The organism is Enterobacter asburiae, assembly GCF_001521715.1.
GTDB classification, from domain to species: domain Bacteria; phylum Pseudomonadota; class Gammaproteobacteria; order Enterobacterales; family Enterobacteriaceae; genus Enterobacter; species Enterobacter asburiae.
This window is the reverse complement of record NZ_CP011863.1, coordinates 3,877,663-3,902,314: the sequence shown is the minus strand read 5'-3', so window position 1 is coordinate 3,902,314 and position 24,652 is coordinate 3,877,663. Positions and strand designations below refer to the sequence as shown.

The window sequence follows — 24,652 nt, the reverse complement described above, 5'->3', positions numbered from 1 at the left end:
GAATCAGGCTTGCCTTTATACTACCGCGCGATTGTTTAGAAACTGCCCAAGTGAAACCAAATGGGAAATCTCCGGTGAAGTTCGTAAAGTATTTATTCATCCTTGCAGTCTGTTGCATTCTGCTGGGAGCAGGCTCGATTTACGGTTTATACAAATATATTGAGCCACAGCTACCTGATGTCGCCACGCTTCGCGATGTGCGCCTCCAGATCCCGATGCAAGTCTATAGCGCCGATGGCGAGCTGATGGCGCAGTATGGCGAGAAGCGTCGTATTCCGCTGACCTTAAACCAAATTCCACCCGTGATGGTGAAAGCCTTTATCGCCACGGAGGACAGCCGTTTTTACGAGCACCACGGTGTCGATCCGGTGGGGATTTTCCGTGCCGCGAGCATTGCGTTGTTCTCTGGTCACGCCTCTCAGGGGGCGAGTACCATTACGCAGCAGCTGGCGCGTAACTTCTTCCTCAGCCCTGAAAAGACGCTGATACGTAAGATCAAAGAGGTGTTCCTCGCGATCCGTATTGAGCAGCTGCTGAGCAAAGACGAAATCCTTGAGCTGTACCTCAACAAAATCTACCTGGGTTACCGCGCCTATGGCGTGGGGGCAGCCGCACAGGTGTACTTCGGTAAGCCTGTTGAGCAGCTCACCTTAAGCGAAATGGCAACCATTGCCGGTCTGCCGAAAGCGCCTTCCACGTTTAACCCGCTCTACTCGCTCGATCGCGCCACCGCGCGTCGTAACGTCGTTCTGTCACGTATGCTGAGCGAAGGCTACATCAGCCAGAGCGAGTACGACCAGGCGCGTAGCGATGTTATTGACGCTAACTACCACGCCCCTGAAATCGCCTTCGCATCTCCTTACCTGACCGAAATGGTTCGCCAGGAGATGGTGACTCGCTATGGTGACAAGGCCTATGAAGATGGCTATCGCGTGTACACCACCGTCACCCGCAAGGTCCAGCAGGCGGCTCAGGAAGCGGTGCGGAACAACGTGATGGACTACGATATGCGTCACGGCTATCGCGGCCCGTCAAACGTGCTCTGGAAAGTGGGCGAAAGCGCGTGGGACAGCAAAAAAATCACCAGTACGCTGAAGGTGCTGCCAACCTATGGTCCGCTCCTTCCTGCCGTGGTGACGCAGGCCGATCCTCAGGAAGCCGTTGCGACGCTCGCGGACGGTACGTCCGTCTCCCTGCGTATGGACGGTATCCGCTGGGCGCGTCCTTACCGCTCGGATACCCTGCAGGGCGCAACGCCGCGTAAAGTGACCGATGCCGTCCAGACCGGGCAGCAAATCTGGGTGCGCAAGGTAGGCGAATCCTGGTGGCTGGCACAAGTGCCGGACGTCAACTCGGCCCTGGTCTCTATCAATCCACAGAACGGTGCCATCCTGGCCCTGGTCGGCGGGTTTGATTTCAACCAGAGCAAATTTAACCGCGCCACCCAGGCGCTGCGTCAGGTCGGTTCCAATATCAAACCGTTCCTCTACACGGCGGCGATGGATAAGGGCTTGACCCTCGCCAGCATCCTGAACGACGTGCCAATCTCCCGCTGGGATGCCGGTGCCGGTTCCGACTGGCAGCCAAAGAACTCCCCTGCGGAGTATGCCGGGCCAATTCGTCTCCGTCAGGGTCTGGGACAGTCGAAAAACGTGGTGATGGTGCGCGCCATGCGCGCGATGGGCGTCGACTATGCCGCAGAGTATCTGCAGCGCTTCGGTTTCCCGGCGCAGAACATCGTTCGCACCGAGTCGCTGGCGTTAGGCTCCGCCTCGTTTACGCCGCTTCAGGTCGCACGCGGGTACTCGGTGATGGCCAACGGCGGCTTCCTGATTGATCCGTACTTCATCAGCAAGATTGAAAACGACCAGGGCGGCGTGCTGTTCGAAGCGAAGCCGAAGATTGCCTGCCCTGACTGCGATATTCCGGTCATTTATGGCAATACGCCAAAATCCGAGGTGCTTGAAAACAAGGACATGGAAGACCCTGCCGTGTCTCAGGAGCAGCAGAACGGCGACGTGCCGCAGCCGCAGCTCGAGCAGGCTAACCAGTCGCTGGTGGCACAGACCGGTGCGCCGGAGTATGCCCCGCATGTGATCAACACGCCGCTGTCATTCCTGATCAAAAGCGCGCTGAACACCAACATCTTCGGTGAACCGGGCTGGCAGGGCACAGGCTGGCGCGCAGGGCGTGATTTGCAGCGCCATGATATCGGCGGTAAAACGGGGACAACCAACAGCTCGAAAGATGCGTGGTTCTCCGGCTACGGCCCGGGCGTGGTGACATCGGTCTGGATCGGTTTCGACGATCACCGCCGTGACTTAGGCCGTACAACGGCCTCCGGCGCGATTAAGGATCAGATTTCCGGCTACGAAGGCGGTGCGAAGAGCGCGCAGCCGGCCTGGGACGCCTACATGAAGTCCGTTCTTGAAGGCGTGCCGGAGCAGCCGTTAACGCCACCGCCAGGCGTGGTGACGGTTAATATCGACCGCAGCACGGGCCAGCTCGCCAACGGCGGTAATAGTCGCGAAGAGTATTTCATCGAGGGCACGCAGCCAACCACGCAGGCGGTGCACGAGGTGGGGACAGAGATTATTGATAACGGCGAGACGCACGAGCTGTTCTGACAACAAAGCAAAACGGCAACCTTTGGTTGCCGTTTTTGTGTTTGCTCCCTCTCCCACGGGAGAGGGTTGGGGCGAGGGCATCAGGCCATTACAGTCGCCCCTGCCCCTTCAACCATTCCCGTACCAGGAACAGCGCGCTCACGTTGCGAGCCTCATTAAAGTCAGGGTCTTCCAGCAGATCCATCAGGTGCGCTAGCGGCCAGCGAACCTGCGGCAGCGGTTCCGGCTCATCCCCTTCGAGCGATTCAGGATAGAGGTCTTCGGCCACCACGATATTCATTTTGCTGGAAAAATAGGACGGCGCCATGCTCAGCTTTTTCAGGAATGAAAGCTCATTCGCACCGAAGCCCACCTCTTCTTTCAGCTCGCGGTTTGCCGCTTCAAAGACGGTTTCACCCGGGTCGATAAGCCCTTTCGAGAACCCAAGCTCGTAAGATTCCGTTCCCACAGCGTATTCGCGGATCAAAATCAGATGATCGTCGACAATGGGAACAATCATCACCGCTTCGCGCGAAGAGGGGCGCATACGTTCATAAACGCGACGCACACCGTTGCTGAACTCCAGGTCCACACTTTCGACATTAAACAGGCGCGATTTGGCGACAGTTTCAACATTCAGAATGGTGGGTTTTTGTAGTGGTTTGCTCATCTTGATGGGTCTTAGCAGTGAGAACTGGCGTTATTGTGCGATATGCCGCACGGTTTCGGCAATGTCAATCGTTCTTTATTTACATTTATGCAACGTAACTGGGATCAATCCTCAATTCAAAACAAATGTCAAGAGGTTGAAATGTTTCCAGGAATTTGCTGATATCGCGCCATAACAGGCTTTGCTATCATCACCGGTCACTGGGATGCGCTTCAGAATGCTCAAGTTCGACTCCATACTTGCCGATAGCCAACCACAGACTCTCATTCAATGTAAAGGTGCTACTGACTACACCTGTAAGAAGATAAGTAAGATGGGGAAAGCATGAGCACCATTTTGATTGTTCTCGCTGCTATGCTGGCCGGCGCGTTGGTTGCAGGGTGGTTGTACAGGCGCCGCGTACAGCGCCGTTATCGTCTGCCCTTTTTAACTGCATTTGCAGGTGCGAGCACGCGTAAACTCACGCAAGACGAGCGCGATGCGGTTGAAAACTATCTCGAAATCCTGAACCGTACTCAGCTAACGCCTGGGCCAACGGGAGCCACCGCTGCGCCCGTCGCGCTCAAGCTTAATGCGCAAAGTGATACCGTGCTCTGCGTGACGCGCTCCATCACGCGCTATGGCATCACCACTGATGACCCCAACAAATGGCGCTATTACCTTGATTCCGTCGAAGTGCATCTGCCCCCGTCCTGGGAGCAGTACATTAATGACGAAAACAGCGTTGAGCTGATTCACACCGATTCATTGCCTCTGGTTATCACGCTTAACGGCCATACGCTGAATGAATACCTTCAGGAAGCCCCGCGTTTTGCATTGGAACGCGCGAGTTCAACGCAGGCGTCCATTCGTGGCGAAGAGACAGAGCAGATCGAACTGCTTAACATTCGCCAGGAGACGCATGAAGAGTACGCCCTGAGCCGCCCGGACGGCATCCGTGAAGCCATTCTGATTGTTGCTGCCTTCCTGCTCTTTTTTATCTGCCTGCTCACGCCGGATGTGTTTGTTCCCTGGCTGGCGGGAGGCGCGGTGCTGTTGCTGGCAGCCGGGCTGTGGGGGCTCTTTGCCCCACCTGCCAAAACCTCGTTGCGAGAGATCCACTGCCTGCGCGGTACCCCAAAGCGCTGGGGCCTGTTCGGTGAAAACGATCAGGAACATCTCAACAATATTTCGCTCGGTATTATCGACCTTATCTACCCGCGCCACTGGCAACCGTGGATTGCGCAGGACCTAGGGCAGAAAACCGATATTGATATCTACCTTGACCGCCACGTTGTGCGTCAGGGGCGCTTTCTGTCTCTGCATGATGAAGTCAAAAACTTCCCGCTTCAGCACTGGCTGCGCAGCGCGGTCATTGCCGGCGGCGCCGCGCTGGTCTTAGTCATGCTGCTGCTTTTCGTGCCGCTGGATATGCCCATTAAATTCACCCTGTCGTGGATCAAAGGGGCGCAAACCATTGAAGCGACCAGCGTCAACAAACTGGATGAAGCCGGTGTACGCGTGGGGGACACGCTGCGCCTGAAGGGGACCGGGATGTGTAATATTCACACCCCGGGGGCGTGGAACACGCGTCAGAGCTCGGCGTTCATGCCGTTCGATTGTTCGCAAATTATCTGGAACGACGCGCCGCCGCTGCCGCTGCCTGAATCCGAAGTGGTGAACAAGGCCACGGCTCTCACCCAGACGGTTAACCGCCAGCTGCACCCAAAACCGGACGATGATTCGCGCGTCAGCCCCGCGCTGCGCTCGGCCATTCAGAAATCAGGCATGGTTCTGCTGGATGATTTTGGTGACATCGTCCTGAAAACGCAGGATTTATGCTCCTCTCAGGATGAGTGCATACGCCTTAAAAACGCCCTGGTAAACCTGGGGAACAGTAAAGACTGGGACTCGCTGGTGAAACGCGCCGAAGCGGGACGACTGGATGGCGTTAACGTGCTGCTGCGTCCGGTGAGCGCTGAATCGCTGGATAACCTGGTCGCCACCTCGACGTCGCCGTTCATGATGCGCGAGACCACCCGTGCGGCTCAGGCGCTGAACAGCCCTGCGCCGGGCGGCTTTGTGATTGCAAGCGATGAAGGCAGCGACCTGGTCGATCAGCCCTATCCGCAGGTTGCGCTTTATGACTACCCGGCGCAGGAGCAGTGGAGCCAGTTCCAGCGCCTGGCGCAGATGCTGATGCAAACGCCGTTCAGCGCCGAAGGAATTGTCACGAGTATTTATACCGACGCCAACGGCACTCGCCATATCGGCCTGCACCGGATGCCGGATAGCGCAGGCTTGTGGCGTTACATCGGTACCTCACTGCTGATGACCGCGATGCTGATCGCCATTTTCTGGAACGGCTTTATGGCCCTGCGCCGCTACCAGCGCTCGCGCACCCGGCTTGCCGACATTCAGCAGTATTATGAAAACTGCCTCAATCCTAAGCTGATCCCCTCGTCTGAGAGCCTGATCTGATAACGTCGTTGCGCGGCAAGATGTGCTACCCTGTCGCGCACGTTTCTTCTGGCTGGAGTTCCCCCTTATGCATCTTGATATCGCCTGGCAGGAGGTAGATACCGTTCTGCTGGATATGGACGGCACGCTGCTCGATCTCGCCTTTGATAACTATTTCTGGCAAACGCTGGTTCCAGAAACCTATGGCGAGCAGCAGGGTATCTCCCCGGCAGAAGCGCAGGCATTCATTCGTTCGCAATATAGCGCGGTGCAACATACGCTAAACTGGTACTGTCTTGACTACTGGAGCGAGCGCCTCGGTTTGGATATTTGTGCCATGACCACCGCCCAGGGCCCGCGCGCCGTTCTGCGTGAGGATACCGTGCCCTTTCTGGATGCGCTGAAAGCAAGCGGCAAGCGCCGTATTTTGCTGACCAACGCGCATCCACATAATCTGGCGGTGAAGCTGGAGCATACCGGTCTGGCGTCGCACCTTGATTTATTACTTTCCACCCACACATTTGGTTATCCGAAAGAGGATCAGCGGTTGTGGCATGCGGTGAGGGAAGAGACGGGTTTGCAGCCAGAACGTACGTTGTTCATTGATGACAGCGAGCCCATTCTGGATTCCGCGGCAAGGTTTGGCATTCGCTACTGTCTGGGCGTGACCAATCCTGACTCTGGCCTGGCTGAAAAAAGCTATCTGCGCCACCCTGGACTGAACGACTATCGCCAGATGATCCCCTCACTGATCGTGAAGGAGATGCCATGAAAGAAAAACCCTCCGACGGGGTAAGACTGGATAAATGGCTGTGGGCGGCGCGTTTTTATAAAACACGCGCCCTTGCCCGCGAGATGGTTGACGGCGGAAAAGTGCATTACAACGGCCAGCGCAGCAAACCGAGCAAGCTGGTTGAGCTGAATGCCACCTTAACGCTGCGTCAGGGCAACGATGAACGTACGGTGGTGATTAAAGCTATTACCGAACAGCGGCGACCCGCAGCGGAAGCCGTACTGCTTTATGAAGAGACGGCGGAGAGCATTGAAAAACGCGAGAAGACCGCGCTGGCGCGCAAAATGAACGCGCTGACGATGCCCCACCCGGACCGGCGACCGGATAAAAAAGAGCGCCGCGATCTGATGAAATTTAAACACGGTGAGACTGATTAACCTCACCCGCACGAGAGATGAAAATGGCCCAACACGACCAATTACACCGCTATCTGTTTGAACAATTCGCCGTGCGCGGCGAGCTGGTCACCGTATCCGAAACCTGGAAACAGATTCTGGAAAACCACAATTACCCGCTGCCGGTGAAGACCCTGTTGGGCGAACTGCTGGTTGCCACCAGCCTGCTGACGGCGACGCTGAAGTTTGCCGGTGATATCACCGTGCAGCTGCAGGGCGACGGCCCGATGACGCTGGCGGTGATCAATGGCAATAACCAGCAGCAGATGCGCGGCGTGGCGCGCGTTCAGGGCGACGTGCCTGAAAATGCAGACCTCAAAACGCTGGTGGGTAATGGCTACCTGGTGATCACCATCTCCCCTGAGGAAGGCGAGCGCTATCAGGGCGTGGTGGGTCTGGAAGGCGATACCCTGGCAGCCTGCCTGGAAGATTACTTCATGCGTTCTGAACAGCTGCCGACGCGTCTCTTCATCCGCACCGGTGAAGTGGACGGTCAGCCTGCTGCGGGCGGTATGCTGCTGCAGGTTCTGCCTGCGCAGGACGCACAGACCAATGACTTTGAGCACCTGGCGACGCTGACCGAAACCATCAAAGCGGAAGAGCTGTTCAACCTGTCGGCGACCGACGTGCTGTGGCGTCTGTACCACGAAGAAGAAGTGACGGTTTACGATCCGCAATCCGTGGAATTTAAGTGCACCTGCTCCCGCGAGCGCTGCGCTGGCGCACTGAAAACTCTGCCGGATGAAGAGATCGACAGCATTATGGCTGAAGACGGCGAAATTGATATGCACTGTGATTACTGCGGTACGCACTACGTGTTCAATTCGATGGATATCGCTGAGATCCGCAATAACGCCTCCCCGGCGGATCCGCAGGTTCACTAAACTTCTTTCCCCTCACCCTAACCCTCTCCCCAAAGGGGAGAGGGAACTTGAACCCCCTCTCCCCTTTGGGGAGAGGGCTGGGGTGAGGGGTAAAAAACTCCCCCCAAGCTGAATCGCTTTCCCTATGTAACACTTACGTAATTTTCTTACGTGTATGCGATTACATTCACATTCTTTCCGATAAAATCACCACTCTTTAACCTTTTCGGAACATTTTCCCCAACCAAAAAGCGATTCCTGCGATAATCCGCCTGCGCTGTGACTGGAGTCGCAGCGTTTTCCGTTAGTAAGGGTTTTGTCCAGATGCGTAAATCTATGAGCCCCGTCGCGGTTAACAACCTCAGAAAAACCCTACAATTTCAGGCAGTACATATTGGCTAAGGAGCAGTGATATGCGTGTTACTGGTTTAACCCCGCAAGATCTCAAGGCTTATGGTATTCACGACGTCCAGGAAATCGTCTACAACCCCGACTACGATACGCTGTATCAGGAAGAGCTCAATCCAGCACTGGAAGGATACGAGCGTGGTGTGTTGACGAATCTTGGTGCTATCGCCGTCGATACCGGTATCTTTACCGGTCGTTCGCCGAAAGATAAGTATATCGTCCGAGACGAAACCACCCGCGATACGCTGTGGTGGGCTGACAAGGGCAAAGGGAAGAACGACAATAAACCGCTCTCTCCGGAAACCTGGCAGCACCTGAAAGGGCTCGTCACTCATCAACTTTCCGGCAAGCGTCTGTTCATTGTCGACGCTTTCTGCGGCGCAAACGCCGACACCCGTCTCTCCGTGCGTTTTATCACTGAAGTGGCCTGGCAGGCGCATTTCGTGAAAAACATGTTTATTCGTCCAACTGACGAAGAGCTGCAGGATTTCACCCCGGATTTCATCGTGATGAACGGTGCGAAATGCACTAATCCACAGTGGAAAGAGCAGGGTCTGAACTCCGAAAACTTTGTGGCCTTCAACCTGACCGAGCGTATCCAGCTGATCGGCGGTACCTGGTACGGCGGCGAAATGAAGAAAGGGATGTTCTCCGTCATGAACTACCTGCTGCCGCTGCGGGGCATCGCCTCCATGCACTGCTCGGCTAACGTCGGTGAAAAAGGCGACGTGGCGGTATTCTTCGGCCTGTCCGGCACCGGTAAAACCACCCTGTCCACCGATCCAAAACGTCGCCTGATTGGCGATGACGAACACGGCTGGGATGACGACGGGGTATTCAACTTTGAAGGCGGCTGCTACGCGAAGACCATTCGCCTGTCTGAAGAGGCCGAGCCGGATATCTTCCACGCGATCCGTCGCGATGCGCTGCTGGAAAACGTCACCGTGCGTGCCGACGGCTCCATCGACTTCGACGATGCGTCGAAAACGGAAAACACCCGCGTTTCTTACCCGATCTACCACATCGACAATATCGTGAAGCCGGTGTCAAAAGCGGGTCATGCCACGAAGGTCATTTTCCTGACGGCGGATGCGTTCGGCGTGCTGCCGCCGGTGTCTCGCCTGACGGCCAGCCAGACGCAGTATCACTTCCTCTCCGGTTTTACCGCCAAGCTGGCGGGTACCGAGCGCGGCGTGACGGAGCCAACCCCAACCTTCTCCGCCTGCTTCGGCGCGGCCTTCCTGTCGCTGCACCCGACGCAGTACGCTGAAGTACTGGTGAAACGCATGCAGGCATCCGGTGCGCAGGCCTACCTGGTGAACACCGGCTGGAACGGTACCGGCAAACGTATCTCTATCAAAGATACCCGCGCGATTATCGACGCCATTCTGGATGGTTCTCTGGACGACGCCGAAACCTTTACGCTGCCGATGTTTGACCTGGCGATCCCAACGTCGCTGCCGGGTGTGGATACGCATATCCTCGACCCGCGCAACACGTACGGTTCTCCGGAGCAGTGGCGCGAGAAGGCGGAATCGCTGGCGAAGCTGTTTATCGAGAACTTCGAGAAGTATACCGATACCCCGGCGGGTGCTGCGCTGGTGAGCGCAGGACCTAAGCTGTAGCCCTTCTCCCTCTCCCTGTGGGAGAGGGCTGGGGTGAGGGCATCAGGCCGCAGAGGTCTTATGTTGTCGGGTGGCGGCTTCACCTTACCCGATCTACAAAAAAGGGTGGCAATTGCCACCCTTTTTTTAACCCTCTTTCACCTGCCCCCGCGTCACCGGTACCGGCAGCCAGGCGCGAATGCTCAACCCACCCCGCTCGCTGGTGCCAATCTCCAGCAGCCCGTTGTGGTTATCGATAATACGCTGAACAATCGCCAGGCCTAAGCCCGTGCCGCTGGTGCTGCGCGCGCTGTCGCCGCGCACAAACGGCTGGAATAGATGCTTACGCTGCTCGGGCTTGATGCCCGGACCGTCGTCTTCCACCTGGAACCAGGCGCGGTTGAGTTCAGACCCGCTGCTGACTTTAATCCAGCCATTGCCGTAGCGCGCCGCGTTGACCACCATGTTCGCCACTGCACGTTTGATGGAGAGCGGGTGCATGCGTACCTGGATCTCCCCCGCCTGAAGGTCGGTATCAATCTCGCGCTCGTAGCCGCTTTCCGCCGCCACAACCTCGCCCAGCACCGCGTTCAGATCCGCCATTTCCATCGGCATCTCCTGTCCGGTGCGCAGGTAGTCAATAAACTGCTCGATGATGGCGTTACACTCTTCGATGTCCTTATTGATGGACTCGGCAAGGTAACCGTCCTCTTCCCCCATCATCTCCGTCGCCAGACGAATACGCGTCAGCGGCGTGCGCAGGTCATGGCTGACGCCCGCCATCAGCAGCGTACGATCGTCCGCCAGCTGCTTCACGCCTGCCGCCATATGGTTAAACGCGCGCGTCACCGAACGGACTTCCGAGGCACCATATTCGCGCAGCGGAGGTGGAATAATCCCTTTACCGACCTGCAGCGCAGCGTGCTCCAGGTCGACCAGCGGTCGGTTCTGTATACGGATAAATAGCCACGCGCCGCCTATCGCCAGCAGCATAATCGCCAGGGTGTAGCGGAACAGCGGCGAGAAGTCGCCCTGATGGATTTCGGTCAGCGGAACGCGCACCCAGATATTGGGTGACAGCCAGGTTTTCAGCCAGACGACGGGCGAGCTTTTGTTGACCTCAACGCGCACTTCCGTTGGGCCGCCCAGCTGCTGCGCCATCTGCTGGCTGAGGAATTCATAGTGCTGAGCCCAGCGCAGGCCCGCGTCTTCCGCCGCTTCGTTGGAATAGAGCGAAATGCCCAGCTCACGGTAGATTTCACGGCGAAACGCCGGGGGAACGACGAGCTGCGTGCCGTCCTCCAGCTGCAGTTTATCGGTCATCAGCATACGGACTTCGTAGGCCAGGACCTTATTAAACTGCTGGAGGCTCGGCAGGATCGCAAAGTTCAGCACCACCAGATAGGTCGTCACCAGGCTGACGAACAGCAGGGTGACGATCAGTAACAGGGTGCGGGCAAACGAGCTACGCGGCGAGAAGCGCATTCGCCTCATGCTTTAGAGCCGTCCGGGACGAACACGTAGCCCAGACCCCATACGGTCTGAATATAACGAGGATGCGCAGGATCTTCTTCCACCATGCGGCGCAGGCGGGAGATCTGCACGTCAATGGAGCGCTCCATTGCGGAGTATTCGCGACCGCGCGCCAGGTTCATCAGCTTGTCACGGGAAAGCGGTTCACGCGGGTGGCTGACCAGCGCTTTCAGGACCGCAAACTCGCCGCTGGTGAGCGGCATTGGCTCGTCTTCACGGAACATCTCGCGCGTGCCGAGGTTCAGCTTGAACTTGCCGAAGGCAATGACGGCTTCTTCCTGAGACGGTGCGCCGGGCAGTTCGTTAGCCTGACGGCGGAGAACAGCGCGAATACGCGCCAGCAGTTCACGCGGGTTAAACGGTTTTGGAATGTAGTCGTCCGCGCCGATTTCGAGGCCCACGATACGGTCAACTTCTTCGCCCTTCGCCGTGACCATGATGATCGGCATCGGGTTACTCTGGCTGCGCAGACGGCGGCAAATAGAAAGCCCGTCTTCGCCAGGCAGCATCAGGTCGAGAACCATCAGGTGGAAAGATTCACGGGTCAGCAGACGGTCCATCTGCTCAGCGTTCGCGACGCTACGAACCTGGAAGCCCTGCTCGGTCAGATAACGTTCCAGCAGCGCGCGCAGGCGCATGTCGTCATCCACGACCAGAATTTTGTAGTTCTCTTGCATTGTGTGTACTCCCAAAGGTTCGGATAGTCTTTGTAACAGCGTATTCTAAAAAAGTGCACGTATTCGACCAGTTAATTCTGGTATAAATTCTAGTCGAAATTGTTACAAAGCATATTTAACAGCAGCTTATCTGCTCATTTCATCACATAAATCATTATTAATCCTGTCTGTTACACTGTGTGGTACGTATTGTGCGCAAGACAGTTAACCGGCAGGCAGCAAAGGCTTTACCATGAAAACGCCCCTGATCACCCGCGAAGGGTACGAAAAGCTCAAAAAAGAGATGGATTACCTCTGGCGCGAAGAGCGTCCTGAAGTAACCAAAAAGGTGACCTGGGCGGCAAGCCTGGGCGATCGCAGCGAAAACGCTGACTACCAGTACAACAAAAAGCGGCTGCGCGAAATTGACCGCCGGGTTCGCTATCTGACGAAGTGCCTCGAGAATCTCAAAATTGTCGATTACTCCCCGCAGCAGGAGGGCAAAGTGTTCTTCGGCGCGTGGGTGGAGATTGAAAACGACGACGGTGACACCCTGCGTTTTCGCATTGTCGGCTACGATGAAATTTTTGGTCGTAAGGATTACATCTCCATCGACTCCCCGATGGCCCGCGCGCTGCTGAAAAAGGAAGTGGGCGATCTGGCCGTCGTTCAGACCCCTGCCGGTGAAGCCAGCTGGTACGTCAATGAGATCGTCTACGTAAAATAGTCCGAGAGCGCCCTCCCCGGCTGGCATTTTGCCGTGTCAGCCCGTATAACTATCCCCTGATTTTTTCGACTCAACAGATGATAAAGCCATGATGAAAGATTCGCTCTGCCGCATTATTGCGGGTGATATTCAGGCCAGAGCCGAACAGGTAGAAGCTGCCGTTCGCCTGCTTGATGAAGGGAACACCGTGCCGTTTATTGCACGCTATCGTAAGGAAGTCACCGGCGGTCTGGATGACACGCAGCTGCGTAACCTGGAAACCCGTCTGGGCTATCTGCGCGAGCTGGAAGAACGTCGTCAGGCGATCCTCAAATCCATCGGCGAACAGGGCAAGCTGACCAGCGAGCTTGAAAGCGCCATCAACGGCACCCTGAGCAAAACCGAACTCGAAGATCTCTATCTGCCGTACAAACCGAAGCGCCGCACGCGCGGGCAGATTGCGATTGAAGCGGGTCTTGAGCCGCTGGCCGACCTGCTGTGGAACGAGCCGTCCCACGACCCGGAAACCGAAGCCGCCAAATTTATCGACGCCGACAAAGGCGTAGCGGACACCAAGGCCGCCCTTGACGGCGCGCGCTACATTCTGATGGAGCGCTTCGCCGAAGACGCCGCCCTGCTTGCTAAAGTGCGCGATTACCTGTGGAAGAAAGCCCACATCGTCTCTACCGTCGTCGCGGGTAAAGAGGAAGAAGGCGCGAAATTCCGCGACTACTTCGATCACCACGAACCGATCTCTACCGCGCCGTCTCACCGCGCGCTGGCAATGTTCCGCGGCCGCAACGAAGGCGTGCTCCAGCTCTCCCTGAACGCCGATCCGCAGTTTGACGAGCCGCCGAAAGAGAGCCACTGCGAGCAGATCATTATCGACCATCTCGGCCTGCGCCTGAACAACGCCCCGGCGGACAGCTGGCGCAAAGGCGTGGTGAGCTGGACCTGGCGCATCAAGGTGCTGATGCACCTTGAAACCGAGCTGATGGGCACCGTGCGCGAGCGTGCCGAAGATGAAGCGATTAACGTCTTCGCCCGTAACCTGCACGACCTGCTGATGGCCGCCCCCGCTGGCCTGCGCGCGACCATGGGTCTCGATCCGGGTCTGCGTACCGGCGTGAAGGTCGCTGTGGTTGACGGCACCGGCAAGCTGGTGGCGACCGATACCATTTATCCGCACACCGGCCAGGCAGCCAAAGCGGCCGTCGTGGTGGCGGCGCTGTGCGAAAAATACAACGTCGAGCTGGTTGCCATCGGCAACGGTACGGCCTCTCGTGAAACCGAGCGTTTCTACCTCGACGTGCAGAAGCAGTTCCCGAAAGTGACGGCACAGAAAGTGATCGTCAGCGAGGCCGGGGCATCCGTTTATTCCGCATCCGAGCTGGCGGCCCAGGAGTTCCCTGACCTGGACGTTTCCCTGCGCGGTGCGGTTTCTATCGCACGCCGCCTGCAGGATCCGCTGGCGGAGCTGGTGAAGATCGATCCGAAATCTATCGGCGTGGGCCAGTATCAGCACGACGTGAGCCAGACTCAGCTGGCGCGCAAGCTGGATGCGGTGGTGGAAGACTGCGTAAACGCCGTCGGCGTTGACCTGAATACCGCCTCCGTTCCCCTGCTGACCCGCGTGGCAGGCTTAACCCGCATGATGGCCCAGAACATCGTCGCCTGGCGTGATGAGAACGGCCAGTTCCAGAACCGTCAGCAGCTGCTGAAGGTGAGCCGTCTGGGGCCAAAAGCCTTTGAGCAGTGCGCGGGCTTCCTGCGCATCAACCACGGCGATAACCCGCTGGATGCCTCCACCGTTCACCCGGAAGCGTACCCGGTTGTGGAGCGTATTCTGGCCGCCACCCAGCAGGCGCTGAAAGACCTGATGGGCGACAACAGCGCCCTGCGCAACCTGAAAGCCGTTGATTTCACCGATGATAAATTTGGTGTTCCAACCGTCACCGACATCATCAAAGAGCTGGAAAAGCCGGGACGCGATCCGCGCCCTGAGTTCAAAACGGCGACCTTTGCTGACGGCGTGGAAACCATGAACGACCTGCTGCCCGGCATGGTGCTGGAAGGCGCGGTGACCAACGTCACCAACTTTGGCGCGTTTGTGGATATCGGCGTGCATCAGGACGGTCTGGTGCATATCTCATCCCTCGCCGACAAGTTCGTTGAAGACCCGCACACCGTGGTTAAAGCGGGTGACATCGTGAAGGTCAAAGTGCTGGAAGTGGATCTGCAGCGCAAGCGTATCGCGCTAACCATGCGTCTGGACGAGCAGCCGGGCGACACCAACGCGCGCCGTGGCGGAAACGGCGGTGGCCGCGAGCAGCAGCGCCCGGCCGCGAAAGCGGCAAAACCGCGCGGACGTGATGCTCAGCCTGCAGGCAACAGCGCGATGATGGATGCGCTGGCGGCAGCGATGGGTAAGAAACGCTAAGGTTGTCAATGCCCCCCACCCTAACCCTCTCCCCAAAGGGGAGAGGGTTAGGGTGGGGGGCATAAAATCATATCGAAATATATGAAACCGATTGCATAGCCATATTTAAACCACGAATTATCACTCCGTTAACAAATACTCCCCTTTTCGTTTTCCAGGCAATTCAGCAAATATTGAGCCAGGTCAAACAGGCCGTAAATTAATACCGTAAACAACATTCCGTCACAGTTTTAATATTGCTGATAAAAACTATTCTCATTATCATCCCATAGTAGATAATTTAACCTTTCGTGGAATCAGGCGTTATGCAATTCACTCCAGACAGTGCATGGAAGATTACCGGTTTTACCCGCGAAATTAGCCCGGCCTATCGGCAAAAGCTGCTGTCGCTGGGCATGCTGCCCGGCTCGTCATTCCAGGTCGTGCGCGTGGCGCCGCTGGGCGATCCGGTTCATATCGAAACCCGCCGCGTAAATCTGGTGCTGCGTAAGAAAGACCTCGCGTTAATAGAAGTCGAAGCCTTATCCTGATAACAAGCCAGCGGTTTCAGTGAGTCTAAAAAAATGAAAAAGTTAACTATTGGCTTAATTGGCAATCCTAATTCCGGCAAGACCACCCTTTTTAACCAGCTGACCGGAGCCCGCCAGCGCGTGGGCAACTGGGCGGGCGTGACGGTTGAGCGTAAAGAAGGCCAGTTCACGACAACGGACAGCCAGGTGACGCTGGTTGACCTTCCCGGCACCTACTCCTTAACCACCATTTCGTCGCAAACTTCGCTCGATGAGCAGATCGCCTGCCACTATATTCTTGGCGGCGACGCGGACCTGCTGATCAACGTGGTCGACGCTTCCAATCTCGAACGTAACCTTTATCTGACGCTGCAGCTGCTGGAGCTGGGGATCCCCTGCATCGTGGCGCTCAACATGCTCGACATTGCGGAGAAACAAAAGCTGCGTATCGACGTCGATGCCCTCTCCGCGCGCCTGGGTTGCCCGGTCGTTCCGCTGGTCTCGACGCGCGCTCGCGGTATTGATGCGCTGAAGCTGGCCATTGACCGTCACCAGGGTAATCGCGACATTGAGCTGGTGCATTACGCGCAGCCTCTCCTGCGCGAAGCCAATGTGCTGGCGCAGGAGATGGACAACAGCATGCCTGCAAAACAGCGCCTGTGGCTCGGCCTGCAGATGCTGGAAGGCGATATCTACAGCCGCGCTTACGCCGGGCATGCGGCAGATAAGCTGGACGCGACGGTGGCCCGTCTTAGCGACGAGCTGGACGACCCGGCGCTACACATCGCCGATGCGCGTTACCAGGCCATCGCCTCGATTTGCGACGTTGTCAGCAACGCCCTGACGGCAGAGCCCAGCCGCTTTACGGCAGCGGTGGATAAAGTTGTGCTTAACCGCTTCCTCGGTTTGCCCATCTTCCTGCTGGTCATGTACGTGATGTTCCTGCTCGCCATTAACATCGGCGGCGCACTCCAGCCCATTTTCGACGCCGGTTCCGTCGCGGTCTTCGTACACGGTATTCAGTGGGTGGGTTACACCCTGCACTTCCCGGAATGGTTAACCATCTTCCTCGCGCAGGGGATCGGCGGCGGTATCAACACCGTTCTGCCTCTGGTGCCGCAGATCGGCATGATGTATCTGTTCCTCTCGTTCCTGGAAGATTCCGGCTACATGGCGCGCGCCGCGTTTGTGATGGATCGTCTGATGCAGGCGCTGGGTCTGCCGGGTAAATCCTTCGTCCCGCTGATTGTCGGCTTCGGCTGTAACGTACCGTCGGTGATGGGCGCACGCACCCTGGATGCGCCGCGTGAACGTCTTATGACCATCATGATGGCGCCGTTTATGTCCTGCGGTGCCCGTCTGGCAATCTTTGCGGTCTTTGCTGCAGCCTTCTTCGGTCAGCAGGGCGCGCTGGCGGTCTTCTCGCTGTACGTGCTGGGCATCGTGATGGCTATTCTTACCGGTTTAATGCTGAAGCACACCATCATGCGCGGTGAAGCGTCGCCGTTTGTGATGGAGCTGCCGGTGTATCACGTGCCGCATCTGAAAAGCCTGGCGATCCAGACCTGGCAGCGCCTGAAGGGCTTTGTGCTGCGCGCCGGTAAGGTCATTGTCATCGTCAGCATTTTCCTGAGCGCGCTGAACAGCTTCACCCTCAGCGGGCAGGCGGCAGATAACATCAACGACTCTGCCCTCGCCTCCGTCAGCCGCGTCATCACGCCGGTCTTCAAACCGATTGGCGTGCATGAGGATAACTGGCAGGCAACCGTCGGGCTGTTCACCGGCGCGATGGCGAAAGAGGTGGTTGTCGGCACCCTGAACACGCTTTACACCGCCGAGAACATTCAGGAACAGGAATTTAATCCGGCAGAGTTTCATCTCGGTCATGAACTGCTGGGTGCCGTAGAGGAAACCAGGCAGAGCCTGAAAGACACCTTCAGCCTGAGCGTGCTGGCGAACCCTATTGAGGCCAGCAAAGGCGACGGCGAAATGGCGACGGGTGCCATGGGCGTGATGGGCGAGAAATTTGGCAGCGCGTCTGCGGCCTACAGCTACCTCATCTTTGTTCTGCTCTACATTCCATGCATCTCCGTGATGGGGGCGATTGCGCGCGAGTCCAGCCGCGGCTGGATGGGCTTCTCCATCCTGTGGGGGTTAAACATTGCGTACTCGCTGTCGACGCTCTTTTATCAAACCGTTAACTTCAGCCAGCATCCGCGCTACAGCCTGGTCTGTATTCTCTCGGTTGTGCTGTTTAACGCGATCGTGCTTGGTCTGCTGCGGCGGGCGCGCAGCCGCGTCGACATCGACCTGCTGGCAAACCGTAAAACCGCCGCGACCTGCTGCAGCAGCCCGGCGGGCGACTGTCACTAAGGAGCACACCATGGCATCGTTGATTCAGGTTCGTGACCTGCTGGCACTGCAAGGGCGGATGGAGGCGAAACAGCTGAGCTTCAGCCTGCATACGCCGCAGCCGATGATCGATGCCATGCTGGAAAGACTGGAAGCCATGGGGAAAGCCGTGCGGATTCAGGAAGACGCGGACGGCTGTCTCTCCGGCAGTTGTAAAAGCTGTCCGGAAGGAAAGGCCTGCCTAAGAGAGTGGTGGGCGCTGCGTTAACAAAGCCGGGCATCGCTGCCCGGCTTTATCGTATTACTTGTAGACGTCCGCGGTTGCGCGTACGTTTTTGGTCTGTTTTTCTGCGCTGGTGACGACGTAGTACGTTCCGCCCAGCTCATCCGCTTTCTTCGACAGCTCTTTTCTCGCGTCCATCGGCGCGGTGGTGTCAGACGTAGAAATCTCACCAATTTTCGTCAGATTCATGCCGGCAACTTTATCTTTTTCCAGCTCTTTTGCCGCAAAGACGCCAAATGACAGTGACCCAATAACCAGAGAAGTGACAATACCTGTAACAAGTTTCATAGCCTGACTCTCCATAGGATTGTTGTTTTGATTATCGTAGGCAGAACAACCGCAACGACATCAGGAGTATGGTTGCGGTGTGTAACTTTTTCCAGGCTGGATAGAAAATAATCAGTCGAAACGTTGACTTAACGCAATGAGCGCTGAACAAAACTCCGTCGGATGAGAGATAAACGGGGCATGTGCGGCTTTAGCAATGATCTGCGATTCACTGTCCGGCCAGAGCGAATCCAGCAGCGGAACCACTTTGCGCGGCACGATCCCGTCGAGGTAACCATAGATACGCAGGTGCGGCATCGTCAGCGCGGCCAGCGGCTCGCGCAGGTCAACCGTTTTCAGGAGTTCAAGCCCCCCGTTGAGCACCTCAACCTCCGGCATCGGCAGCGAAAGCACGGTCTGCTTCAGCGTTCGGGCATCCTTACGCGCGGTGTCAGTGCCCATTGTCTGCAATGCCAGGAACCGCTCTACGGTCCGCTGGAAATCGTCGCTCAGCTGCTGCTGGAAGCCCGCCAGCACGTCAGGCTTGATCCCCGGCCACTCTTCCTGCGCGCTAAAACAGGGCGATGACGCCACCGTCACCAGCGCTTTTACGCGGTCAGGCCGCGACAGCGCAATCTGGCTTGCCACCAGCCCGCCCAGGCTCCAGCCCAGCCAGACCGCGTTTTGCGGCGCAGCGTCCAGAACCTGCTGCGCCATCTCATCAAGCGACAACGCACCATACCCGCGGCTGCGGCCAAAACCGGGTAAATCCACCAGATGCAGTGTGAAATGCGAGGCAAGTTCCTCACGTATGCAATGCCATATCTCCGCGTTCAGGCCCCATCCGTGCAGCAGCACAAGATGGCAATTTCCTGTCCCTACGGTCTGCCACCACAGCGTCTTCATCAGTTACTGTTCTCTTTTTTCACAAGGAGGTTGCACATGCTAACAGTACCCGGCTTGTGCTGGCTATGCCAAATGCCGCTGGCGCTCAGCGGGTGGGGTGTCTGCTCTGTCTGTACGCGAGCGCTGGAATGGCGTATCGGGATCTGTCCACAATGTGGTTTACCGGCCACAAACCCCTCGTTGCCCTGTGGCCGCTGCCTGAAAAAATCCCCGCCGTGGAGCGCGCTGGTGGCCGTGGATGATTATGTCTCCCCGCTGAGCAGACTGGTTCATGCGCTGAAGTTTTCCGGGCAGAGCTCGCTGGCACAGCCCCTTGCCCGCCTGCTATTGCTGGCGGTTTTGCAGGCGCGGCGTCAGCGGGCTTTGGCGAAAATCGACATGGTGGTGAATGTCCCTTTATACCGACGTCGGCACTGGCGGCGCGGCTATAACCAGAGTGACCTGCTCTGCCGTCCCCTCGCGTGGTGGCTCGGCTGTCGGTACGAGGCCCGCGCGCTGACGCGTGTTCATGCCACCGCCATCCAGCATCAGCTCAGCGCCCGGCTGCGCAAAAGAAACCTCAAAAATGCCTTTCGCCTTGAATTGCCGGTCGACGGTCTCCATATCGCGATTGTGGATGATGTCGTCACCACGGGCAGTACCGTTGCTGAACTTTCCCGACTGCTTTTGCGAAGCGGCGCCGCGTCGGTTCAGGTATGGTGTCTGTGCCGTACCTTGTAGCCCTTCTTCAATGGGCGTATGATTATACCCAGGTAATTTAGTCAACTATTAGGCCAAAGCTATGATCCGTATTTCCGATTCTGCACAAGCGCACTTTGCCAAACTGCTGGCAAATCAGGAAGAAGGGACGCAGATCCGCGTGTTTGTGATTAATCCAGGCACTCCGAATGCAGAATGTGGTGTTTCTTATTGTCCTCCGGACGCTGTGGAAGCGACTGACACTGCCCTTAAATTTGAACAGCTCACCGCCTACGTTGATGAGCTGAGTGCACCGTATCTTGAAGATGCGGAGATCGACTTCGTCACCGATCAGCTGGGTTCTCAGCTGACCCTGAAAGCGCCGAACGCGAAAATGCGTAAAGTGTCTGACGATGCCCCGCTGATGGAACGCGTTGAGTATCTGCTGCAATCCCAGATCAACCCACAGCTGGCGGGCCACGGCGGTCGTGTTTCCCTGATGGAAATCACCGACGAAGGTTTTGCCATTCTGCAGTTTGGTGGCGGCTGTAACGGCTGTTCCATGGTCGATGTAACGCTGAAAGAAGGGATCGAGAAGCAGCTGCTGAACGAGTTCCCGGAACTGAAAGGCGTGCGTGACCTGACCGAGCACCAGCGCGGCGAGCACTCTTACTACTAATTCAGTATCCGTCTGTATCGCCCGGTGGCGCTGCGCTTACCGGGCCTACAAAAATAGTGAGGTCTGATGCCCTCACCCCAGCCCTCTCCCACGGGAGAGGGTGAAAACATTAAAAACGGTAACCTCGTGGTTACCGTTTTGCGTTTACCTCTCCCTCTATATGTTGACCTGCGTCTCATAATTCAAATTTACCCTCCCAGGGTGATTCTCAATCAAGTCATGTTACCCGTATCATTCTCGTGGGCACTCAGCATCCTTATAACAGCCGACTAAACTTAATGGTTTCGAAGGCATCAGTATGAGTGCCGTTAACACTCTGTTCCCAGTTGGGACAATCGGAATTTGTCGTTGAAACAATGACGTTACCCATAACAATTCAAAGGCCAGGTAAATCATGCCATTAGTCATCGTTGCTATCGGTGTTGTGTTATTACTGCTCTTGATGATCCGCTTCAAGCTGAACGGATTTATCGCTCTGGTTCTGGTGGCACTTGCAGTCGGTCTGATGCAGGGTATGCCGCTGGTTAAAGTTATCAGTTCCATCAAAGCCGGCGTCGGCGGCACGCTCGGCAGCCTGGCGCTGATCATGGGCTTCGGCGCCATGCTCGGCAAAATGCTGGCGGACTGCGGGGGCGCACAGCGTATTGCCACCACCCTGATTGCCAAATTCGGTAAACAGCACATTCAGTGGGCCGTGGTGTTAACCGGTTTTACCGTCGGCTTCGCGCTGTTCTATGAAGTGGGCTTCGTGCTGATGCTGCCACTGGTGTTCACCATCGCGGCTGCGGCAAACATCCCGCTGCTGTATGTCGGTGTGCCAATGGCTGCGGCGCTGTCCGTGACTCACGGCTTCCTGCCGCCGCACCCGGGCCCAACCGCTATCGCAACCATTTTCCACGCGGATATGGGTAAAACCCTGCTGTTCGGTACGATTCTGGCGATCCCAACGGTGATTCTGGCTGGCCCGGTTTACGCCCGCTTCCTGAAAGGCATTGATAAGCCGATTCCGGAAGGTCTGTACAGCGCCAAAACCTTCACCGAAGAAGAGATGCCTGGTTTTGGCGTCAGCGTCTGGACCTCTCTGGTACCGGTGATCCTGATGGCGATGCGCGCCGTGGCGGAGATGATCCTGCCGAAAGGTCATCCGTTCCTGTCCGTTGCGGAATTCCTGGGTGACCCGGTGATGGCAACGCTGATTGCCGTGCTGATCGCGATGTTCACCTTCGGCCTGAACCGCGGCCGTTCTATGGATCAGATCAACGACACGCTGACCTCTTCCATCAAAATTATTGCCATGATGCTCCTGATCATCGGCGGTGGCGGTGCGTTCAAGCAGGTTCTGGTCGACAGCGGCGTGGACAAATACATCGCTGCCATGATGCATGAAACCAACGTATCGCCGCTCCTGATGGCCTGGTCTATTGCCGCGGTTCTGCGTATTGCGCTGGGTTCTGCAACCGTTGCGGCGATCACCGCGGGCGGTATCGTTGCCCCGCTGATTGCGACAACGGGCGTAAGCCCTGAGCTGATGGTTATCGCCGTCGGTTCCGGTAGCGTGATTTTCTCTCACGTTAACGACCCTGGCTTCTGGCTGTTCAAGGAGTACTTCAACCTGACAATCGGTGAAACCATCAAGTCCTGGTCCGCGCTGGAAACCATTATTTCGGTGTGTGGTCTGGTCGGGGTGCTGCTGTTGAATATGGTGGTTTGATGTAAAAAAGCCGGGTGGCGCTACGCTTACCGGGCAATAAAAAACCCGCCACTGGCGGGTTTTTTTATCACTTCTTCGCGGCCGCTTTTCGCCGCTTGTCCAAATCCTTAATCAGCTTGTTCACCCCGTCATCGGCAAACATCTTCTCAAGCGTTGTGGACAGCTTGCGACGCCAGTTCTTGTACTGATAGCTGGTGCCTGGAATGTTCACCGGCTCCGCCATATCAATCCAGTCTTCCGGCTGCAGGCCCAGCAGGGCGCTGTTGCTGTCGGCAATATAGCGCTGCAGGCCGCGATTGAGGGTCGCGGTCATCGACATCAACGACGCCTTATGTCCGGCACGTTTCGGCAGACAGCCCTGCTTGTGAAGCGCATCCAGCAGCCCCTGTTTGGAGAGCTCGCGATCCTGATACAGGCCGCGCAGAACCTCTTCATCAGGATACAGCCCCAGCGTTTTGCCGAGCGTCAGGTCGCCGCTTTCCCAATAGCCACGAAGCGTAGGAAGGTCATGCGTCGTCGCGACTGCCATTGACTGTTCAGGGTACGCTTTCGGCGCGCGGAAGGTTTTCTCATGGTCGTTTTCAAAATAGAGCACTTTATAGGAGTAGACGCCGCTGTCGCGGAGCTTGCTGACAATTTCCACCGGCACGGTACCGAGATCTTCACCGATCACCATGCACTGGTGGCGCTTACTTTCCAGCGCCAGGATCGACAGCAGATCGTCAACCGGGTACTGCACGTACGCCCCGTGATCGGCGGTTTCACCGTACGGGATCCACCACAGGCGCAGCACGGACATCACGTGGTCGATGCGCAGCGCGCCGCAGTTCTGCATGTTGGCGCGCAGCAGGTCGATAAACGGCTCGTAGGCGCGCGCCGCCATGACGTGCGGATCCATCGGCGGCAATCCCCAGTTCTGGCCGAGCGGGCCAAGGATATCCGGCGGCGCGCCGACGGAGGCTTTCAGACAGTAAAGCTCGCGGTCGCACCAGGTTTCCGCGCCGCCTTCCGCCACGCCCACGGCCAGGTCACGATACAGGCCGATCGGCATCTTATAGCCCTGGCTCACCTGCCAGCAGGCGGCAAACTGGCTGTACGCCAGCCACTGCAGCCACAGGTAGAAGTCCACTTCATCGGCATATTTTTCACAGAACGCTTTCACTTCAGGCGTGTCGACGGACTGATAGGCGTCAGGCCAGACCGGCCAGCCCCAGCGCATTTCGTCCTCTTTCACCTGATACGCGTGCAGCGCATCAAACGCCGCCTGCCAGTACAGGCTCTCGCCCTCCTGCGTCACAAACTGGCGGAACGCGGCCATCTGCTCGTCGTCGCGCTGCGAAAAGCCTTTCCACGCCAGACGCAGCGCGGCCATTTTCAGCGCCGTGACGGTGGAATAGTCCACCCAGTCCGCGTCGCGCGCCTGCTTGAGAGCCTGCTGCGTGGTGCTGAGTTTCCACCACGCCTGCGCCTCTTTGCTATTTTTGAAGTCATCTAACGCGTTAACGTCGATATAAATCACGTTCAGCCAGCGACGGGACGACGGGCTATACGGGCTGGCGCTCTCCGGGTTGGCCGGATAGAGCGCGTGGATCGGGTTGAGGCCAATAAACGCGCCGCCGCGCTCGCCCACGGAAGCCAGCATCTTTTTCAGATCGCCAAAATCACCGATGCCCCAGTTGCTGTCGGAGCGCAGGGTGTAGAGCTGCACGCAGGCGCCCCACAGCTTTTTGCCTTCGAGCAGCGCCTGCGGCTCGTAGCAGCGTTTTGGCGCGACGATCACCCGGCAGTGGAAACGCAGGTCATCCTGGGTGAGCGTGAGGGTGTGATACCCTCCGGCAGCTTCGCCGGAAGGTTTAACGTTTTGCCGCCGGTGGCGTGGCCTTTGTGCTGATGCCCCTCTTCGGTGGTGAGCAGCCAGCTAAACTCGCCGCGCCCCTCCACCGCCAGCGGCATCTTTTTGCCTGAGGTGAACACCTTCACGTTCGGCACCGGCGCAACCGACGCTTTCGCGTCGGCTTTGTGCATGGCGTCCAGCAAACGTCTTTTGGTGTCGGCGCCAATAGACTGCGGTTTGCCGTGCGCATTTATGTAACTGAGGCTGATCCCCGCCGCCTGCGCGGCGCTGTCCAGACGTTTACTCTCCATCGCGCTTCC

The 24,652-nt window shown here is 57.3% G+C and carries 19 protein-coding genes and 1 pseudogene; 14 read left to right on the top strand and 6 right to left on the bottom strand.

The features are described 5' to 3' along the window. Positions 1 to 74: 74 nt before the first annotated feature. Positions 75 to 2,627, top strand: coding sequence for a peptidoglycan glycosyltransferase/peptidoglycan DD-transpeptidase MrcA (gene mrcA, locus ACJ69_RS18770; protein WP_059347511.1), 2,553 nt, complete (start codon positions 75 to 77; stop codon positions 2,625 to 2,627). Positions 2,628 to 2,715: 88 nt separating this feature from the next. On the opposite strand, the gene nudE is transcribed toward mrcA, so the two are convergent. Then, the gene (gene nudE / locus ACJ69_RS18765; protein WP_008503041.1) at positions 2,716 to 3,276 is read right to left on the bottom strand and encodes an ADP compounds hydrolase NudE; all 561 of its coding nucleotides are present in this window, start codon (positions 3,274 to 3,276) and stop codon (positions 2,716 to 2,718) included. A gap of 324 nt (positions 3,277 to 3,600) precedes the next feature. On the opposite strand from nudE, the gene ACJ69_RS18755 reads away from it, so the two are divergent. The 5 genes from ACJ69_RS18755 to pckA all read left to right on the top strand — a co-directional run bounded on the left by ACJ69_RS18755 (position 3,601) and on the right by pckA (position 9,799). Further along, positions 3,601 to 5,736, top strand: a complete 2,136-nt coding sequence (locus tag ACJ69_RS18755; RefSeq protein WP_059347510.1) for an intracellular growth attenuator family protein — start codon at positions 3,601 to 3,603, stop codon at positions 5,734 to 5,736. 67 nt (positions 5,737 to 5,803) lie between these two features. After that, positions 5,804 to 6,487, top strand: a complete 684-nt coding sequence (gene yrfG / locus ACJ69_RS18750) for a GMP/IMP nucleotidase (protein WP_059347508.1) — start codon at positions 5,804 to 5,806, stop codon at positions 6,485 to 6,487. Next, positions 6,484 to 6,885 carry a ribosome-associated heat shock protein Hsp15 gene (gene hslR / locus ACJ69_RS18745; RefSeq protein ID WP_029740483.1) on the top strand — a complete coding sequence of 134 codons (402 nt, stop codon included), beginning with the start codon at positions 6,484 to 6,486 and terminating at the stop codon, positions 6,883 to 6,885. Before yrfG ends, hslR begins: the two co-directional genes overlap by 4 nt. Before the next feature lie 17 nt (positions 6,886 to 6,902). After that, positions 6,903 to 7,787: an Hsp33 family molecular chaperone HslO gene (hslO, locus tag ACJ69_RS18740; protein ID WP_161495995.1), complete on the top strand. Its 885-nt coding sequence runs from the start codon at positions 6,903 to 6,905 to the stop codon at positions 7,785 to 7,787. A gap of 392 nt (positions 7,788 to 8,179) precedes the next feature. Continuing rightward, on the top strand, positions 8,180 to 9,799 hold the full coding sequence (gene pckA, locus ACJ69_RS18735) for a phosphoenolpyruvate carboxykinase (ATP) (RefSeq protein ID WP_023309493.1): 1,620 nt from the start codon (positions 8,180 to 8,182) through the stop codon (positions 9,797 to 9,799). 126 nt (positions 9,800 to 9,925) lie between these two features. On the opposite strand, the gene envZ is transcribed toward pckA, so the two are convergent. Together envZ and ompR are read right to left on the bottom strand one after the other, a co-directional pair. Continuing rightward, complete coding sequence (gene envZ / locus ACJ69_RS18730; RefSeq protein ID WP_010436407.1) at positions 9,926 to 11,272, bottom strand: two-component system sensor histidine kinase EnvZ; 1,347 nt, start codon at positions 11,270 to 11,272, stop codon at positions 9,926 to 9,928. Beyond that, positions 11,269 to 11,988: an osmolarity response regulator transcription factor OmpR gene (ompR, locus tag ACJ69_RS18725; RefSeq protein WP_001157751.1), complete on the bottom strand. Its 720-nt coding sequence runs from the start codon at positions 11,986 to 11,988 to the stop codon at positions 11,269 to 11,271. Before ompR ends, envZ begins: the two co-directional genes overlap by 4 nt. A gap of 232 nt (positions 11,989 to 12,220) precedes the next feature. Between ompR and greB the strand changes: the two genes are divergently transcribed. The 5 genes from greB (at position 12,221) to feoC (ending at position 18,242) form a co-directional block, all read left to right on the top strand. Continuing rightward, positions 12,221 to 12,694, top strand: a complete 474-nt coding sequence (gene greB / locus ACJ69_RS18720; RefSeq protein WP_014885539.1) for a transcription elongation factor GreB — start codon at positions 12,221 to 12,223, stop codon at positions 12,692 to 12,694. Between the two features lie 88 nt (positions 12,695 to 12,782). Continuing rightward, the gene (locus ACJ69_RS18715) at positions 12,783 to 15,113 is read left to right on the top strand and encodes a Tex family protein (RefSeq protein WP_059347507.1); all 2,331 of its coding nucleotides are present in this window, start codon (positions 12,783 to 12,785) and stop codon (positions 15,111 to 15,113) included. 305 nt (positions 15,114 to 15,418) lie between these two features. Further along, positions 15,419 to 15,643, top strand: a complete 225-nt coding sequence (gene feoA, locus ACJ69_RS18710) for a ferrous iron transporter A (RefSeq protein ID WP_054830074.1) — start codon at positions 15,419 to 15,421, stop codon at positions 15,641 to 15,643. A gap of 33 nt (positions 15,644 to 15,676) precedes the next feature. Further along, positions 15,677 to 17,995 (top strand): Fe(2+) transporter permease subunit FeoB, encoded by a 2,319-nt coding sequence (gene feoB / locus ACJ69_RS18705; protein WP_059347505.1) that lies wholly within the window; start codon positions 15,677 to 15,679, stop codon positions 17,993 to 17,995. A gap of 10 nt (positions 17,996 to 18,005) precedes the next feature. Continuing rightward, positions 18,006 to 18,242 (top strand): [Fe-S]-dependent transcriptional repressor FeoC, encoded by a 237-nt coding sequence (gene feoC, locus ACJ69_RS18700; RefSeq protein WP_059347503.1) that lies wholly within the window; start codon positions 18,006 to 18,008, stop codon positions 18,240 to 18,242. Positions 18,243 to 18,275: 33 nt separating this feature from the next. Here the strand turns inward: feoC and ACJ69_RS18695 are convergent, their stop codons facing one another. Then, positions 18,276 to 18,545 carry a YdgH/BhsA/McbA-like domain containing protein gene (locus ACJ69_RS18695; protein ID WP_023309499.1) on the bottom strand — a complete coding sequence of 90 codons (270 nt, stop codon included), beginning with the start codon at positions 18,543 to 18,545 and terminating at the stop codon, positions 18,276 to 18,278. 111 nt (positions 18,546 to 18,656) lie between these two features. Then, complete coding sequence (gene bioH, locus ACJ69_RS18690; RefSeq protein WP_029742204.1) at positions 18,657 to 19,430, bottom strand: pimeloyl-ACP methyl ester esterase BioH; 774 nt, start codon at positions 19,428 to 19,430, stop codon at positions 18,657 to 18,659. 36 nt (positions 19,431 to 19,466) lie between these two features. Between bioH and gntX the strand changes: the two genes are divergently transcribed. The 3 genes from gntX to gntT all read left to right on the top strand — a co-directional run bounded on the left by gntX (position 19,467) and on the right by gntT (position 22,498). Further along, positions 19,467 to 20,150: a DNA utilization protein GntX gene (gene gntX, locus ACJ69_RS18685; protein WP_059347501.1), complete on the top strand. Its 684-nt coding sequence runs from the start codon at positions 19,467 to 19,469 to the stop codon at positions 20,148 to 20,150. A gap of 61 nt (positions 20,151 to 20,211) precedes the next feature. Further along, the gene (gene nfuA, locus ACJ69_RS18680; protein WP_008503055.1) at positions 20,212 to 20,787 is read left to right on the top strand and encodes a Fe-S biogenesis protein NfuA; all 576 of its coding nucleotides are present in this window, start codon (positions 20,212 to 20,214) and stop codon (positions 20,785 to 20,787) included. 394 nt (positions 20,788 to 21,181) lie between these two features. Continuing rightward, complete coding sequence (gene gntT / locus ACJ69_RS18675) at positions 21,182 to 22,498, top strand: gluconate transporter (RefSeq protein ID WP_029742207.1); 1,317 nt, start codon at positions 21,182 to 21,184, stop codon at positions 22,496 to 22,498. A gap of 67 nt (positions 22,499 to 22,565) precedes the next feature. On the opposite strand, the pseudogene malQ reads toward gntT, so the two are convergent. After that, a pseudogene (gene malQ, locus ACJ69_RS18670) lies at positions 22,566 to 24,643 on the bottom strand (4-alpha-glucanotransferase). Between the last annotated feature and the right edge of the window lie 9 nt (positions 24,644 to 24,652).

What these genes read in the sequence shown, in the direction of transcription:
- gntT (WP_029742207.1), top strand. Translation starts at nt 21,182, where the DNA reads ATGCCATTAGTCATCGTTGCTATCGGTGTTGTGTTATTACTGCTCTTG.
- pckA (WP_023309493.1), top strand. Translation starts at nt 8,180, where the DNA reads ATGCGTGTTACTGGTTTAACCCCGCAAGATCTCAAGGCTTATGGTATT.
- ACJ69_RS18715 (WP_059347507.1), top strand. Translation starts at nt 12,783, where the DNA reads ATGATGAAAGATTCGCTCTGCCGCATTATTGCGGGTGATATTCAGGCC.
- envZ (WP_010436407.1), bottom strand. Translation starts at nt 11,272, where the DNA reads ATGAGGCGAATGCGCTTCTCGCCGCGTAGCTCGTTTGCCCGCACCCTG.
- feoB (WP_059347505.1), top strand. Translation starts at nt 15,677, where the DNA reads ATGAAAAAGTTAACTATTGGCTTAATTGGCAATCCTAATTCCGGCAAG.
- gntX (WP_059347501.1), top strand. Translation starts at nt 19,467, where the DNA reads ATGCTAACAGTACCCGGCTTGTGCTGGCTATGCCAAATGCCGCTGGCG.
- hslO (WP_161495995.1), top strand. Translation starts at nt 6,903, where the DNA reads ATGAAAATGGCCCAACACGACCAATTACACCGCTATCTGTTTGAACAA.
- nudE (WP_008503041.1), bottom strand. Translation starts at nt 3,276, where the DNA reads ATGAGCAAACCACTACAAAAACCCACCATTCTGAATGTTGAAACTGTC.
- bioH (WP_029742204.1), bottom strand. Translation starts at nt 19,430, where the DNA reads ATGAAGACGCTGTGGTGGCAGACCGTAGGGACAGGAAATTGCCATCTT.
- feoA (WP_054830074.1), top strand. Translation starts at nt 15,419, where the DNA reads ATGCAATTCACTCCAGACAGTGCATGGAAGATTACCGGTTTTACCCGC.
- ompR (WP_001157751.1), bottom strand. Translation starts at nt 11,988, where the DNA reads ATGCAAGAGAACTACAAAATTCTGGTCGTGGATGACGACATGCGCCTG.
- ACJ69_RS18695 (WP_023309499.1), bottom strand. Translation starts at nt 18,545, where the DNA reads ATGAAACTTGTTACAGGTATTGTCACTTCTCTGGTTATTGGGTCACTG.
- hslR (WP_029740483.1), top strand. Translation starts at nt 6,484, where the DNA reads ATGAAAGAAAAACCCTCCGACGGGGTAAGACTGGATAAATGGCTGTGG.
- feoC (WP_059347503.1), top strand. Translation starts at nt 18,006, where the DNA reads ATGGCATCGTTGATTCAGGTTCGTGACCTGCTGGCACTGCAAGGGCGG.
- greB (WP_014885539.1), top strand. Translation starts at nt 12,221, where the DNA reads ATGAAAACGCCCCTGATCACCCGCGAAGGGTACGAAAAGCTCAAAAAA.
- nfuA (WP_008503055.1), top strand. Translation starts at nt 20,212, where the DNA reads ATGATCCGTATTTCCGATTCTGCACAAGCGCACTTTGCCAAACTGCTG.
- yrfG (WP_059347508.1), top strand. Translation starts at nt 5,804, where the DNA reads ATGCATCTTGATATCGCCTGGCAGGAGGTAGATACCGTTCTGCTGGAT.
- ACJ69_RS18755 (WP_059347510.1), top strand. Translation starts at nt 3,601, where the DNA reads ATGAGCACCATTTTGATTGTTCTCGCTGCTATGCTGGCCGGCGCGTTG.